Genomic DNA, 13,460 nt, shown 5'->3' on the forward strand with positions numbered 1-13,460 from the left:
AATATTAAACATCAAACTACGTTATTATTAAGGACTATCCATCCAATCTATGTAATTTCTTTTAACTGCTTAAATCCAATACGCATGAAAAGACTTTTACGTGATGTAATTCTTTTAACTATATTCTTCCTGTCCATCGCCAAACAATCGGCCAATGCGCAGGGTGCAAACCGTGTTGACATTGGTAAAAGTTTTGCCAATATGAGCAAGCTTTCAACCGGCGGAACATTCAACCCCGGAGACACTATAGAAATTCGCGTAACCATCGCCGTAATTACACAGGGTACAAGAACGATCATTGATAGTGTACAGGTATTCGACCAGGTACCTGCCAATACGATCTACATTCCCGGCAGCATGCGGGTAGCCACCAACCAGGGGCTCACTTACAAAGGGCCTTTTACGGAAGGTATCGATGGTGATGCCGGCAGAAAAGTCGGGAGTAATATCACCATCAATCTTGGCAATGGTGCCAATGGTACCAAAGGGGGCAGAATACGTTCCGACTCCAGCCGTCCGAGTTTTTATAATTCACATTGCATCATGATGGCCTGTTACAAAGTGAGGATAGATCCGGCCGCGAATTATGGCGACACACTTTTCATCAATGGTTCTGTCAGGTACAAGATGATCACGCCGGCGAATGGCTGGACGATCACCACATTTCCTACTTACCATATCTTGCTTTTCCAAAACAACGGCTATTGCCAGAATGGCTCGAACATCAGCGCCGCATCCGATTCGTTGGGTACTTTTGCAAGCGGCAGCACGCAAAACAGGGTGGCACCATTGGCTTTCACCACGTCTTATATCAAGCAAAATGTTTCAACCGGTCAACCAAACGATTATTATTATTCGATCGTAAATAACAGCAGCGCCGATGGCTCGACCAATCCAAATTCGCCGATGCCCGAAGCTACTGTTGCACACCGGGTCTTTGGGTTATGGGATATCTGCGGCGATCACACAGGCGCTGCGAACCCTGCATTGGGCAATGCACCTGCAGCACCCGGCTCACGAAAAGGATATTTTGTGATGGTGAATGCCAGTTATAATACCAACATAGCTTATGAAGAAACGTTAACCAATCTCTGCCCGAATACTTATTACGAATTCAGTGCCTGGTTCAGAAATCTTTGTCCACGATGCAGCTGCGACAGTATGGGCAGAGGCAGTGGCAACTCCGGATTTTTGCCCTACCCGGGAAATGATTCTTCAGGTGTACGTCCCAACCTGAGTTTTGAAATTGATGGCCTCGCTTATTTCACATCAGGCGATATAAAATATGACCGTACTGCGCCATGGAAACAATATGGGTTTACATTTCTTACAAAATCCACGCAGACGACTGCACAATTTGTGATCAGGAATAATTCTCCAGGCGGTGGTGGTAACGACTGGGCGATAGATGATATCAAAGTGGCGCATTGCGGCCCATCGCTGAATATGAATTACACGCCGTATGCATCGGGCTGTAAGGAAGGCCCTTTTGTCGTCAATCTCTCTGATACCATACGTTTTATTTATAACAGCTACGTGTATTTCCAATGGCAGAAAAGTAATGTTGGCGGCACTATCTGGACTGATCTCACCGGCCCCGGCACCTCCGGAATTGGAAGCCCTGTGCTGGTAAACGGATTGTGGGAATATGTAACAAACCTTCCGCCATTTATTGCAAGCTATGCCGATAGCGGCACTTACTACCGTGTGATCGTGGCCACCACCGCCGCTAATCTCAGCAGTACCTCCTGTTCGTACCAGGATGGCAGTTCAACAATGGTAAGGGTGACCACCTGCGGACTTGTGCTCAATGGGAATTTCACCCAGTTCAAAGGATCGCTTAACGACAACAAAGGCTACCTTGTTTGGAATACTTCTAATGAAAAAGAGCTCAGTTATTTTGACATTGAAAAAAGTAATGATGGTGTACACTTTGAAAAGATCGGTTCGGTGTACGCGAAGAATACAACAGAAGCATCTTACAATTTCAGCGACCCGGAAGCAATCAATGGTAACCGCTATTATCGGTTGAAAATGGCAGACATCGATCAGCGCTACAAATACAGCAATACGATCGTACTCAATACAAACATGTCATTTGAATTCAAGAATATTCAAAACCCATTCAGTAATAAGATCACGGCTGATGTGATCGCTCCATCGGATGGATTGCTCAACATTGTTGTATATAATGATAAAGGGCAAAAGATATCTTCGCACCCAATGCTCGTAAAGAAAGGGCTGACAAGGGTTTCAACGGATAACCTTCCGGCGATAAGCAGCGGGGTTTATATTGTATCAGCAGAATTTAATAAAGAAAATATCAGGCAAAAAGTAATAAAAAGATAAATCGATGTATGATGTGAGATGTATGATGTATGATATTTTTTAAGAGAACGTACTAGTTACAAAATGCAAGTCCTTTCAACCGAAAGAAATCATACATCTCACATCATACATCATACATTTTACGAAACTTGCGTGGCATCATCCACTCTCGAATCCGTTTCCACTGTATGTACATCCGTTTGTTTGTTGCGGTCTTTGAAGAACCGTTTCTGAAACACCATGATGCTGATGATACCTGTGCTGATGGCTGCATCGGCTATATTGAAGATCGGACGGAAGAATTCGAAATCTTCGCCACCCCAGATCGGGAACCAGGAAGGGAAATGCCCTTTCAGTACCGGGAAGTATAACATGTCTACTACATTACCGTGAAGGAATGTTGCATATCCATGTTTGGAAAAATGAGCCAGCCCATTGTAGCCAACATATTCATTGATCTGCGGATCGAAGATCATTCCTTTATCGAATATCATTCCGTAAAAACACGAATCGATGAGATTACCCAAAGCACCCGCGTATACAAGCCCGGCGCAAATGATAAATCCGCGATGATATTTTTGTTTGATGATATTTCCGAGATACCAGGTACCGAAAACCACTGCCAACATCCTGAAAACAGTCAGCGCCAATTTACCCCAGTTACCTCCGAATTTCCAGCCATAAGCCATACCGGGATTTTCTACAAAATACAACTGGAACCAGTTACCTGCCACATGTTTGGAGGTGTTGATAGGAAAAGTCGTTTTGATATATATTTTCAGCAGCTGGTCAACGAGCACAACCAATGCAATGATGATGATCAGGTTTCTTTTTTTCATAATTAAGATTGCAAAGATAATGGTAATTGATAATGGTATAATGGATAATGCCAGCCGAACATTATGCATTATACAATTATCCATTATTTTTATTCTTCAAAATACACCCGCTTCACCCTCTGCGAAATGCTGGTAAGTATTTCATAAGCAATTGTTTCGGCGGCATTTGCCACAGTGTCTACCGGAAGCGCTTCCCCAAATACGATCACATCATCTTCTTCGCTGGCGGGGATATCTGTAATGTCCAGCATCGTCATATCCATACAAACATTTCCGATCACCGGCGCCAGTTGGCCATTGATATACATGTGACCTTTTCCGTTACCCAGCGAACGCCGATACCCATCGGCATAACCTATCCTTACTGTTGCTATCACTGAATCACGCAGCACAACTCCCTGCCGGTTATAACCTACGGTCTCTCCTTTTTTGATATGTTTGATCTGCGCAATAGTTGTTTTCAAAGTGGCTACAGTCCGCAGCTTTTCCTGCATGACAGGATTGGAATCGACGCCGTACAAACCGATCCCCAATCGTACCATATCCAGCTGCAATACCGGCAACCTCGCTATGCCTGAAGTATTGGAAATATGTTTGATGAAAGGCTCTTTGATCACTGCGGAGATTTTTTGCGAAATGTGTTCAAATATTTCAGCCTGCTGTTTTGTGAAAGCATCATGTTTGCTATCGCCGCTGGCGACAAGATGAGAGAACACCGATCTTATATGGAATACATCAGTGTCTTTTAATATTGTCACCAATCCATCGGCCTCATGCTCTTCAAATCCAAGACGGTGCATACCCGTATCCAGCTTGATGTGCACGGGATAATGAGTGAGTTGATGTTGCTGCAGGTACTGCCTGAAAGCATCGAGTATATTAAAAGAATAAAGTTCGGGTTCGAGGTTATATTTTACGAGACTATTGAACGTATCGCTTTCCACATTCATCACCATGATCGGCAAGCGAATGCCTGCTTTGCGCAGTTCCACACCTTCATCCGCATAAGCCACGGCAAGATAATCCACACCGGCATGTTGCAGGATATTCGCTATTTCAAAACTGCCGCTCCCATAACTGAACGCTTTTACCATTGCCATCAGTTTCACGCCGGGATTCAATTGACGCCGGTAAGCATCCAGGTTGTGACGCAATGCATTCAGATTTATTTCGAGTAAAGTCTGATGCGTTTTTTGCTCCAGCACATTGCTGATCCTTTCAAATTCAAAGACGCGGGCTCCTTTCAGGAGAATGGTTTCATCTCGGAAATTCAGCACAGGTACCTGCGCCAGGAATTCTTCGGTAGAAATAAAAAAACTATTGTTTGGGATCGTTGAAAAAAGATGTGCATTTTCCTTTATTTCCGGACCTACACCGATAAAACGATCAATGCTCTTTCCTGTTACCATGGTTGCAATCTGTTGGTACAATTCCCTTCCGTCCTGTCCGCCCTGCATCATGTCGCTCAATACTACTGTTTTCTTTTCATGCTGTTGTTGCTGCTGTAAAAAATCGAGCGCAATGCCAAGTGAATTGATATCGGCACTATACCCGTCGTTGATGATGGAACAGTTATTATTTCCCTGTTTCAGCTCCAGCCTCATCTCTACAGGCTTCAGTTGCGCCATACGCTGCGAGATTATTACCGCAGGGAATTTCAGATAAATCAATACACAGCAACAGGTAAGCGCATTATGGATGGAAGCATCGTCTGTAAATGGGATGGTAAAATCGAACACTTCATTTCCGTATGTACATTCAAGAAGAGTGTCGCCGTGCAATTTTTTTACAGATTGCAGCACTACAGATGCATCCTTATTTTTTCCCCAGGTAAATAATTGCAACCCCTGATTCTTATCCTGAACAAAAGCTTTTATCACATCATCCAGCAATTTTTCATCTTTGTTATAAAACAATAATTTACTCTTCGCAAACAGCGACAACTTCTCTTCTATTTTTTGCCTAATCCCTGAAAAGCCCGAAGCATGGGCATCTCCGATGAATGTAAATATCCCGGTGCCCGGATCGATTACTTTTTGCAGCTTTTCCATTTCACCCGGCAGGGAAATTCCCGCTTCAAAAATTCCCAGCGTATGTTCATTACTCATTTGCCACACACTCAGCGGCACACCGATCTGGGAGTTATAACTTTTCGGACTGCGTACAATGGTGTAATCACTGTTCAACAACTGGTAAAGCAATTCCTTCACAATGGTTTTCCCATTACTACCGGTAATACCGATCACAGGAAATGAAAAATTCCGGCGATGCCATGCGGCCACCTGCTGCAGTGAATTCAGTGTATCCGTAACCGTTATGAAGCGTGCTCCGGGAAATTCATCTTTTGCCACCGGCTGGCTCACCACAAAATTGCGGATACCTTTTTCGTAAAGTTCAGGGATATATGTATGACCATCTTTTACCGGCCCTGTCAAAGCAAAAAACAAGGAGGTTGCCGGAAAGTGCACTTTACGGCTGTCTATCAGCAATTGCTCGATAGGAGCATCTTCTTCAAAAATTTCTGAAGAACCTGTTGCCGCTGCAATTTGATTAATGGTGTACCTCACAAAGAAGGATTAAAATATTAATGCGCCTGGTCGTCTGATTGTCGTTGTTCCCGTCCTTCGGCTTTTTGTTTGTCGATGAACATGGAATAAAAAATAGAACCCGCCAGGCATATCATGATGATGCCAAGTGATATGAAGACCTGCGTGGTCTTGTCTACCCATTGGTTGATCCAATGTTCACCCAGCATTTTCAGCCCGATGAATACCAGCACGATAGCAATCCCTTTTGGCAGGTAATCGAATTTATTGACTGCTCCGCGAAGAAGGAAAAATAAAGAACGCAGGCCAAGCACCGCGAAAATATTGGAAGTGTAGATCACGAGTTTGGCCGTAGCGCCATAACCCGGTGTGCGGGTGTCTACAATACCCATCACCGCGGGAATGGAATCCAATGCAAATACGAGATCTATGCCTCCGAGCATCAGTACCACCACAAACAAGGTGGTGTAATGACGCTTCCCTTCGTGATGCACACTAAATTTACCATCCCCATCATGTGGTACCAATGGCAGCACACGTTTCAGGAATTTGTACCCTTTGCTTTTTTGCGGATCGAAGCCATCGTCGTCATCTTCCGATGCAAACATCTTGTAGCCGGTATATACCAGGAATACGCCGAAAATATAAAGTAACCAATGAAATTTTTCCACCAGCGTTACTCCAAGCGTAATGAAGATGATACGGAATACGATCGCCATCAGGATTCCCAGCAGCAACACCCTCCCGTAATTTTTTTCTTTCACACCGAAGGCGGAAAAAATGAGTATGAAAACAAATATATTATCGATACTCAGGCTCCATTCCATGAGGTAGGCGCTAAGGTATTCCAGCGCTGGTTTTTGCCCGTTCTCTATCCATAAAAAAATACAGAATGCCAGTGCCAGCCCTACCCAGAAGAAGGTCTGGTACAAAGCCTGTTTGATCGTGACCTTCTTGTCTTTTTTGCTCAGCAAACCAAGATCGAAGATTAGGGCCACGACGATCACGATGCCAAATACTAGGTATAATAATTCGGTTTTGCTCATGATAATTTATTTGGTATACCTGCGTTTGCGCAGCCATTGAAAAATGAATGCAAATAATAGCACCAACAGAACCGGCAAACCGATATTAATAAGCTGCCATTTCTTTTTTTCTTCTTCCACCTTTTTACTGTCCAATAACCTTACCACATAATCTTTCGATTTGGCTTCGCTGAGATCATTTTCATTGATGAGGTAATCCAGGCAGTTCTGGATAAAATCCTTATTGGCAAACGGGAAAGCCCTTTGTGTACCATATGTGTAAGGGTTCATTCCCATCGGGATCGGCTCGCCTTTGATCACGGAATTCAATACGATATCGCCATCCGACACGATCACCATTTTATTATCGCCGCTTTGCGGAATGAATGTAGCCCCATATTTTGTAATGCTGTCGTTCATCGCCTGCGTAACCCTGTTGGCATAAAGTGAACTGAATTTTCCTTCGAGCAATACCGCCACAGGTATATGCGGTTTATTGTATTTTGCATTTTCCGGTTCCACACTATTTTCTTTTCCGCTGATGATGGCAGGCGTGGCGATCGTTCTTGCATTGGGAGAAGAAGTGAGCAGGATCGTTTTTTTGATCCCTTCTGTTTCAATGGTATCAATGGAATTGACAAAACGCCCGGCTACAAAACCAAGATTTTTATTGATCGGGTTATTGGAAGGTGACTCCAGTACGGGAAAATAATTCCAGGGTAATAATTCAAACTGTCCATTGCCATTTACATCGAACGGAAGAAAATCGCATTGCAGATCCATCACCAGGTCAGGATTGATCCTTACCCCGTATTTGAACAGCAGGTCATTGAGATTCAATTCCCGATCATATGCCACCACTTCACCCTTTTGCAGACTATCCAGTTCGGCATTCAGCCTGTCTACAAACATGAGCAGTTTACCGCCACCCATCACATATTGGTCAAGTTTGAGTTTGGCTTCTTCGCTGAAACCTTGTGCTGGTTTCACCACCATCAACACTTTGAAATCCTCGGGTATGCGTGGCTGTGAGTTGGGGTCAAAAGTAAATACATCGTATTCGGGGCGGAGTATATTTTCTACCAGGTCGTAGGTGTTTATCTGAACCGGCTCACCGTTGCCGATGGCGTACCCCACGATGGGCCTGGTTTCCCGGCTGATCTTTGAGATCGCATCAGCAAATTTGTATTCGAGTGTAGCTTCGGCGCTGTTGAGCTCGCCGGAAGTGATCCGGTTTTTAAAGGAAGGATCGGCTACTGCTTTCTTTTCAAAAATCGTAACAGGAATGGTATCATTACCGTCATATACTAATGCTATCGGGTATACGACCTGCTGTTGCTGGCCTTGTTCTACCTGCGAAGTTAGATTGATATAATTGAAGCCCAGCGCAGGAAGTGTATCATTGTATGTAACCCCGGTACCCGGCACTACATCTTCCAGCGATTTAAAATTGAAGCGAACCCTGGCCCCTGCCACTTCCTTGAATTCCTGCAAAATATCGGCTGTGGAAGAAGCCAGTTTCTTAAACCCGCTCGGATAATTTCCTTTCAGAAAAACATCTATCGTTACAGGTTCCTTGATATTGCGGAGCAATTTCCTGGTAGGATGACTGAGCGTAAACCTTTTTTCATCGGTAAAGTCGAGCCTACTATGCCATACCGACGCGGCCCAGTTGAGCGACACCAATATCAGCAGTGCCACCGGCAACCATGCTTTTTTATATATGGATCTGAATATGCTCATTTATCTTTTTTGAAGATTTTTTACCGTGATCAATAAGGAAAGAAATATTATGCTGAAAAAATAGACGACATCGCGGCTATCGAGTACGGCACGGCTGATACTTCTGTAATGGAAATCGATACCCAGCATTTCAATATAATAATCAGCATTCCCCTGGAAAACAGGAAGATTGCTGAGTGCGTTGAAACCGAAATATAACAACAGGCAAACAAAGGCGCTTACCAGGAATGCTACTACTGCGTTGCTTGTAAAGCTGCTGCAGCAGAGGCTTATAGCGGCAAAAACAGCTGCCAGCAAAAACAAACCGATGTAGCTTCCGATGATGCCGCCCTTATCGATGCCCCCAGATGCGCTCAACGAACTGATGGTGATTATATAAATAAAAGTGGGGATGATGACGAATACCAACACGATCAATACCGCTACATATTTACCTGTAGTGATCTGTGCGCTGGTCAGTGGCTTTGTTTTTAATATTTCAAAAGTGCCTCCCCTGAATTCATCGGAAAACGAACGCATGGTGATGGCTGGTACGAGGAACAGGAGTACCCAGGGAGCCAGTTCGAAGAATTTATCCAGCGAAGCATACCCGTATTCAAAAATACTGCTGTCGGGCAGCATGAAGAGGAATACCCCGTTGACCAGGAGAAACAATACGATAGCGATATAACCTGTCAGGTTACTGAAAAATTGCGCCAGTTCTTTTTTACAAATGCTCCACATCAGGTTTAAAATTGCTGCAATTTACTATTTACCAAACTAATAGCGCCGTTAATCGTGGCAATACAAAAATTATTTTTTTAATACAAGCAGCGAATCCTGCCGGCGTTGTGTCATTATTCCGGACCTGATTGACACGCATACAAATTTATAACTGACCTAATTATTTGACCGGGTGGCATGCCACCTGCTTTTTGACAAACAATCGTAGTTTTCAGAAAGTTCAGATACCAAGTCGTTTACCAAACCCAACTGCCTCCCCCGTTACCAAGCGGGGGATTTTTATTTCCTTCTGCGTGGCAAAAAAATTTGTTCCTTTTCTCAAAACAGAATAACTTAAGCGTTCACAAATTTTTAACAAATTCAATTTATCTTGTATGAAGAAAATGATTGCCATTTTTTCCTGCGCTCTTGTATTTGCAGGATGTAGTAAAACTGCCGTTGAAAATATTGAAGATGAGAATCTTAGAACCAGTGAACCGCAAGGGGTTGTCATGCGTTGTGCCTCGGAGGAAGTATTACAGCAGCAGTTAAAAGCCGACCCTTCCCTTCGCCTGCGAATGGAAGCTATTGAGGAAGCCCGCCTTGCTTTTGAAAGAAATCCGGCAGCTGCAAGATTGTTGGCGGATGGTACTATCGAGATCCCGGTGGTGGTGAATGTATTATATAAAACCGCCGCTCAAAATATCTCGCTGGCACAGATACAAAGCCAGATTGATGTATTAAATAAGGATTATGCCGCAACAAACACTGATATAACCAAAGTGCCTACTATTTTCCAGGGAGTGAAAGCGGGTGATGTGGGGATTCGTTTTGTGCTGGACCAGGTGATCCGGAAGAGCACAACCAAAACCAGCTGGGGTACAAATGATGCCATGAAAAAAAACAGCGGCGGTGGACTGAGCCCTACCAGTCCTACCACAAAACTGAATATGTGGTGCTGTAACCTCAGCGGCGGAATTTTGGGATATGCACAGTTTCCTGGTGGCAGCAGTGCTACCGATGGCGTAGTGATCGACGACAACGCATTTGGAGTAACTACTGCCGGTGCGCCTTACAATAAAGGCCGTACAGCAACGCACGAAGTTGGTCACTGGCTTAACCTCCGCCATATCTGGGGAGATGCTCAATGTGGCAATGATCTTGTAGGCGATACCCCATTACATACCGGAGCTAACTACGGATGCCCTGCAAGCGGCGCCAAAAGTACCTGCTCAGGCACACCTGTAATGATGACCATGAACTATATGGATTATACTGATGATCTTTGCATGTATATGTTCAGTGCTGGTCAGAAAACAAGGATGAAAGCAACTTTTGCCTCCGGTGGCGGAAGAAACAGTTTTGCTCAATAATACTTACACATCGTTACCAATAGCCCCGCTGTATAGCGGGGCTATTGTTTTTATGGATAGTTTATGGATTTCTAAAAGGATTGCATCTCAGTGAAAAAATTATTGTTTATGAAAAAAATCATTGTTTTAAGTGCGGCGTGCATCGCGATTGTGGGTATATATGCACAAACAAAACAGGAGGGCAAAGGAAAGGGTACGGTCATTTCTTCTTCTGCCAATCTCCCGGTTCCACCACCACCACCACCACCGCCACCGCCATCCCCGATTCCTCCCGTTCCTCCAATTCCTCCCGTTCCTCCATTACCGCCGGCTCCTCCTGTTCCGCCTGTGATTGAAAATGATGGAAGCGATTACAATTATGCCGAGATCATCAACGGCAACGGCATGGAAATAAGTATCCGTAAAATAAACGGTATAGAAACAATCACCGTAAAAAAAGACGGAAATGTACAGCATATTAAAATGTCGACCTGGCAGGCAAACAGGAAATATTATGAAAAGAAGTATGGCCAGTTGCCGCCACCTCCTCCACCTCAATTACAAATAAAGGAAACCGACGAAACTCCTGCCGAAACCCCGAAAGAAAACTGACGATAAATAAAAATGCCTCCCGTTGTTACCGGGAGGCATACTTGTATAATATATATCTTAATTTAAACCGCGAAACTTTCACCACAACCGCAACTGCGGCTCGCGTTAGGATTATTGAAGTAAAAACCTTTACCGTTCAATCCGTCGCTAAACTCCAGTTCGGTATTTACGAGGTATAAAAAACTCTTCAGGTCAGTCACGATCTTGATGCCATTGTCTTCAAATACCTGGTCCATCGGCTTGGCTTCGTTATCAAAGTCAAGCTTATAGCTCAATCCACTGCAACCGCCGCCCACTACGCCTACACGCAGAAAGTAGCTGCTATCGTCCGCCACTCCGGCATCGGCCATCAATTGCTGAACCTTGGCTTTCGCCTTGTCGCTGATGTATATGCTGTTATCTGTTGCTACCATACCCCTGTCCCCTATAGGGGAACTTAGATTTATAGTGAATAATATTGTTAACCCTCCTAATAATAGAAACACTTTAATTATTGAGTCCAGTTCCCCCTTCAGGGGGCGGAGGGGGTTAATGTACTACGCTTTCTTCAAACTTAATCGCTTCCATACCATTCTTGGTACGGTAGTCGTTGATGGCGGCTTTGATCGCATCTTCTGCCAATACAGAGCAATGTATCTTAACCGGAGGAAGGTTCAATTCTTCTACGAAGTCCATGTTGTCTACTTTCAACGCTTCATCCACGCTTTTACCTTTCAGCCATTCTGTAGCCAGGGAGGAAGAAGCGATCGCGGATCCGCAACCGAAGGTCTTGAATTTTGCATCGGTGATTACGCCGGTAGCATCATCTACTTCAATCTGCAAACGCATCACGTCGCCACATTCCGGCGCACCTACCAATCCTGTGCCTACACTTTTGCTGGCTTTATCAAGCGTCCCTACATTCTTCGGGTTCTGGTAGTGGTCTATTACTTTTTCTGAGTATGCCATTGTCTTAGGTTTTAAATGTGCAAATCTGCTGATATGCAAATGTGCAAATATTTTAAATTGTTACTTTATTAATTCCAATGAACTTAATTATTCCGAGGCCTTTGCACGTTTGCAAATTCTATTAATGTGCTGCCCACTCAATCGTGCTCAGATCAATGCCTTCTTTGTACATTTCCCACAACGGGCTCATTTCCCTTAGCTTGATCACTGTTTCGCTGATCGCTTTCACAGTGTAATCAATTTCTTCTTCGGTGGTGAACCTGCTTAATCCGAAACGCAATGAACTGTGTGCGAGATCGTCGCCAAGACCAAGTGCTTTTAACACATATGATGGTTCCAGTGAAGCTGAGGTACAAGCCGAGCCTGAGCTCAGGGCAATATTTTTATTAAAGCCCATCAGCAAACCTTCTCCTTCCACGTGTTTGAAAGAGATGTTGGTTACGTGTGGCAGACGATGTGCTACACTGCCGTTGATATAAGCTTCTTCCAAAAGCATCAAAGCGCTTTCCAGTTTATCCCTCAGTTTGATGATGCGTTTGTTATCGGCTTCCATATCCAGCATACAGATTTCACAGGCTTTACCAAAACCAACGATACCCGGTACGTTCAATGTTCCGCTGCGCATTCCACGTTCGTGGCCGCCGCCGTCCATCTGTGCGGTAACTTTCACCCTTGGATTTTTACGGCGTACATACAATGCACCAACTCCTTTAGGGCCGTACATTTTATGAGCAGTAAAGGCCATCAGGTCAATTCCGTCTTTATTCACATCCACAGGTATTTTACCTACCGCCTGGGTAGCATCCGAAAACACTAACGCTCCGTGCCTGCGTGCTATTGCGCTTATCTCTTTAACAGGCTGTATAGTACCTATTTCGTTGTTGGCATACATGATGGCAACCAGAATAGTAGTCGGCCTCATGGCTGCTTCCAGCTCTTTAAGGTCGATCAACCCTTCCGCATTTACGGGCAGGTAAGTCACTTCGCCACCCAGTTTTTCAATGTGCTTACAGGTATCCAGAACCGCTTTATGTTCGGTAGTGGCGGTGATGATATGATTGCCCTTGCTGGCGTACATTTCAAATACACCCTTGATGCCCAGGTTGTCGGCTTCGGTAGCCCCGGAAGTGAAAATGATCTCTTTCGGATCAGCGCCTATCAGTTTCGCCACCTGCTCACGTGCATAGTCAACCGCTTCTTCAGCCTGCCAGCCAAAAGGATGGTTACGGCTCGCCGCATTACCGAAGTTCTGCATAAAGTAAGGTATCATCGCTTCCAGCACACGGGGATCCATGGGTGTAGTGGCATTATTATCAAGGTAAATCGGTAATTTCAACATAATCTTCAATATGAATTTAGTTCTTT

General features: G+C 44.4%; 11 protein-coding genes. 3 read left to right on the top strand and 8 right to left on the bottom strand.

What is annotated here, in order from left to right:
* The first annotated feature begins 84 nt into the window (after nt 1-84).
* On the top strand, nt 85-2,349 hold the full coding sequence (locus EGI32_RS11725) for a T9SS type A sorting domain-containing protein (protein ID WP_255155544.1): 2,265 nt from the start codon (nt 85-87) through the stop codon (nt 2,347-2,349).
* Nucleotides 2,350-2,468: 119 nt separating this feature from the next.
* On the opposite strand, the gene EGI32_RS11730 is transcribed toward EGI32_RS11725, so the two are convergent.
* The 5 genes from EGI32_RS11730 to EGI32_RS11750 all read right to left on the bottom strand — a co-directional run bounded on the left by EGI32_RS11730 (nt 2,469) and on the right by EGI32_RS11750 (nt 9,204).
* Nucleotides 2,469-3,167, bottom strand: coding sequence for a lipoprotein signal peptidase (locus EGI32_RS11730; protein WP_255155545.1), 699 nt, complete (start codon nt 3,165-3,167; stop codon nt 2,469-2,471).
* A gap of 89 nt (nt 3,168-3,256) precedes the next feature.
* Nucleotides 3,257-5,734 (bottom strand): bifunctional UDP-N-acetylmuramoyl-tripeptide:D-alanyl-D-alanine ligase/alanine racemase, encoded by a 2,478-nt coding sequence (locus tag EGI32_RS11735; protein ID WP_255155546.1) that lies wholly within the window; start codon nt 5,732-5,734, stop codon nt 3,257-3,259.
* A 17-nt stretch (nt 5,735-5,751) separates the two neighbouring features.
* The gene (locus tag EGI32_RS11740) at nt 5,752-6,759 is read right to left on the bottom strand and encodes a TerC/Alx family metal homeostasis membrane protein (protein WP_255155547.1); all 1,008 of its coding nucleotides are present in this window, start codon (nt 6,757-6,759) and stop codon (nt 5,752-5,754) included.
* Between the two features lie 6 nt (nt 6,760-6,765).
* On the bottom strand, nt 6,766-8,481 hold the full coding sequence (gene gldG, locus EGI32_RS11745) for a gliding motility-associated ABC transporter substrate-binding protein GldG (protein ID WP_255155548.1): 1,716 nt from the start codon (nt 8,479-8,481) through the stop codon (nt 6,766-6,768).
* Nucleotides 8,482-9,204 (bottom strand): ABC transporter permease subunit, encoded by a 723-nt coding sequence (locus EGI32_RS11750; protein ID WP_255155549.1) that lies wholly within the window; start codon nt 9,202-9,204, stop codon nt 8,482-8,484. It abuts the gene before it with no gap.
* Between the two features lie 374 nt (nt 9,205-9,578).
* Between EGI32_RS11750 and EGI32_RS11755 the strand changes: the two genes are divergently transcribed.
* Nucleotides 9,579-10,556: a zinc metalloprotease gene (locus EGI32_RS11755; RefSeq protein WP_255155550.1), complete on the top strand. Its 978-nt coding sequence runs from the start codon at nt 9,579-9,581 to the stop codon at nt 10,554-10,556.
* 108 nt (nt 10,557-10,664) lie between these two features.
* Nucleotides 10,665-11,147, top strand: coding sequence for a hypothetical protein (locus EGI32_RS11760; protein WP_255155551.1), 483 nt, complete (start codon nt 10,665-10,667; stop codon nt 11,145-11,147).
* Nucleotides 11,148-11,209: 62 nt separating this feature from the next.
* Here the strand turns inward: EGI32_RS11760 and EGI32_RS11765 are convergent, their stop codons facing one another.
* The 3 genes from EGI32_RS11765 to EGI32_RS11775 all read right to left on the bottom strand — a co-directional run bounded on the left by EGI32_RS11765 (nt 11,210) and on the right by EGI32_RS11775 (nt 13,431).
* On the bottom strand, nt 11,210-11,560 hold the full coding sequence (locus EGI32_RS11765; RefSeq protein WP_255155552.1) for an iron-sulfur cluster assembly accessory protein: 351 nt from the start codon (nt 11,558-11,560) through the stop codon (nt 11,210-11,212).
* Between the two features lie 115 nt (nt 11,561-11,675).
* The gene (iscU, locus tag EGI32_RS11770; protein WP_255155553.1) at nt 11,676-12,095 is read right to left on the bottom strand and encodes a Fe-S cluster assembly scaffold IscU; all 420 of its coding nucleotides are present in this window, start codon (nt 12,093-12,095) and stop codon (nt 11,676-11,678) included.
* 121 nt (nt 12,096-12,216) lie between these two features.
* On the bottom strand, nt 12,217-13,431 hold the full coding sequence (locus tag EGI32_RS11775; protein ID WP_255155654.1) for an IscS subfamily cysteine desulfurase: 1,215 nt from the start codon (nt 13,429-13,431) through the stop codon (nt 12,217-12,219).
* Between the last annotated feature and the right edge of the window lie 29 nt (nt 13,432-13,460).

It is taken from the genome of Ferruginibacter sp. HRS2-29 (assembly GCF_024343615.1).
Classification (GTDB): Bacteria; Bacteroidota; Bacteroidia; order Chitinophagales; family Chitinophagaceae; genus Ferruginibacter.

Bases quoted from the DNA above. Each gene is read 5' to 3' on its own strand.
- EGI32_RS11725 (WP_255155544.1), top strand. From the start codon at position 85: ATGAAAAGACTTTTACGTGATGTAATTCTTTTAACTATATTCTTCCTG.
- EGI32_RS11730 (WP_255155545.1), bottom strand. From the start codon at position 3,167: ATGAAAAAAAGAAACCTGATCATCATCATTGCATTGGTTGTGCTCGTT.
- EGI32_RS11740 (WP_255155547.1), bottom strand. From the start codon at position 6,759: ATGAGCAAAACCGAATTATTATACCTAGTATTTGGCATCGTGATCGTC.
- gldG (WP_255155548.1), bottom strand. From the start codon at position 8,481: ATGAGCATATTCAGATCCATATATAAAAAAGCATGGTTGCCGGTGGCA.
- EGI32_RS11750 (WP_255155549.1), bottom strand. From the start codon at position 9,204: ATGTGGAGCATTTGTAAAAAAGAACTGGCGCAATTTTTCAGTAACCTG.
- EGI32_RS11755 (WP_255155550.1), top strand. From the start codon at position 9,579: ATGAAGAAAATGATTGCCATTTTTTCCTGCGCTCTTGTATTTGCAGGA.
- EGI32_RS11760 (WP_255155551.1), top strand. From the start codon at position 10,665: ATGAAAAAAATCATTGTTTTAAGTGCGGCGTGCATCGCGATTGTGGGT.
- EGI32_RS11765 (WP_255155552.1), bottom strand. From the start codon at position 11,560: ATGGTAGCAACAGATAACAGCATATACATCAGCGACAAGGCGAAAGCC.
- iscU (WP_255155553.1), bottom strand. From the start codon at position 12,095: ATGGCATACTCAGAAAAAGTAATAGACCACTACCAGAACCCGAAGAAT.